General features: G+C 77.9%; 1 protein-coding gene. It reads left to right on the top strand.

Features of this window, described 5'->3' with window-relative positions; all coding sequences use genetic code 11:
* Positions 1-1167, top strand: a 1167-nt coding sequence (locus RI554_11645) for a molybdopterin-dependent oxidoreductase (GenBank protein ID MDR9392666.1), incomplete at both ends; no start/stop codon positions are given.

The following is a 1167-nucleotide window of genomic DNA, read 5'->3' as shown; positions in this document are numbered from 1 at the left end:
GGGGGTGGGCCTCGGCCTGTTCCCGTGGGCGGACGCGGGGGCGTTCGGGCGTGCGCCGTCGAACGTCGCGTGGCCTCCCCTGCCGGTGCACGCCGGCGCGGCGGTCGGCGCCTTCCTGTTGGCGTGGATCGCCAGCGGGGGCACGCCCGGGGCGGCGTCCCGCCCGGGCCGGCGCGGCGCGTTGGGCTGGATCGTGGCGGCGGCGTCCGGCCTCGCGGCGGGGGCGGGCGGCCCCGCGGCGTGGGCGCAATCGGCGTTCCTGGGGGGCGTCGTGCCGTGGGCGCGGATTCGGGGCCTGGCGCCGCGCATCACGCCGGCGGACGCGCACTACGAGATCTCGAAGAACCTGACGCCGCCCCGCGTGCGGGAGGCGGGGTGGCGCCTCCGGATCGACGGCCTCGTGACGACGCCGCTGTCGTTGAGCGTCGACGACCTGGCGGCGCTCCCGTCGGTGACGCGGCCTTCGACCCTCGTGTGCGTCTCGAACCGGGTGGGGGGCGACCTGATCGGCACGAGCGAGTGGACCGGCGTGCGGCTCCGCGACCTGCTGGAGGCGGCCGGCGTGCACCCGGACGCGCGCGAGGTGGTGGCGTGGGCGGCGGACAACTACGACGACTCGTTCCCCCTCGATGCGGCGCGGGCCGAGGGGACGCTGGTCGCGTACCGGCACGGCGGGCAGGCGCTCGCGCCGGCGCACGGCTTCCCGGCGCGTCTGCTGGTGCCCGGCATCTACGGCATGAAGAGCGTGAAGTGGCTTCGGCGCATCGAGCTGCGCGCCGAGAACCACCTGGGGTACTGGGCGACGCGGGGCTGGAGCGACGTCGCGACGGTGCGGACCCTGAGTCGCGTCGATACCGACGTCGCGACCGATCTCGGGGACGGCCGGTGGGCGGTGGCGGGCGTGGCGTTCGCCGGGGGGCGGGGGGTCGCGCGGGTCGACGTGTCGTTCGACGGCGGCGCGACGTGGCGGGAGGCGGACCTCGAGGCCGCCCCGAGCCCGTACGCGTGGCGCCGCTGGGCGTGGCTGGGGTCGCCGGACGTGGTGGGGGTCGGCGCGGACGGGACGTTCGACGTGAGCGTCCGCGCGACCGACGGGCGGGGCGTGGTGCAGACCGCGGAACGGACGCGGCCCCTCCCGGCGGGCGCGACCGGGCTGCACCGCCGCTC

The sequence above is a fragment of the Trueperaceae bacterium genome (genome assembly GCA_031581195.1).
In the GTDB taxonomy this organism is placed as follows: domain Bacteria; phylum Deinococcota; class Deinococci; order Deinococcales; family Trueperaceae; genus SLSQ01.
Note: the sequence above shows the minus strand (reverse complement) of the source record. Positions and strands in the feature narration are given on the sequence as shown.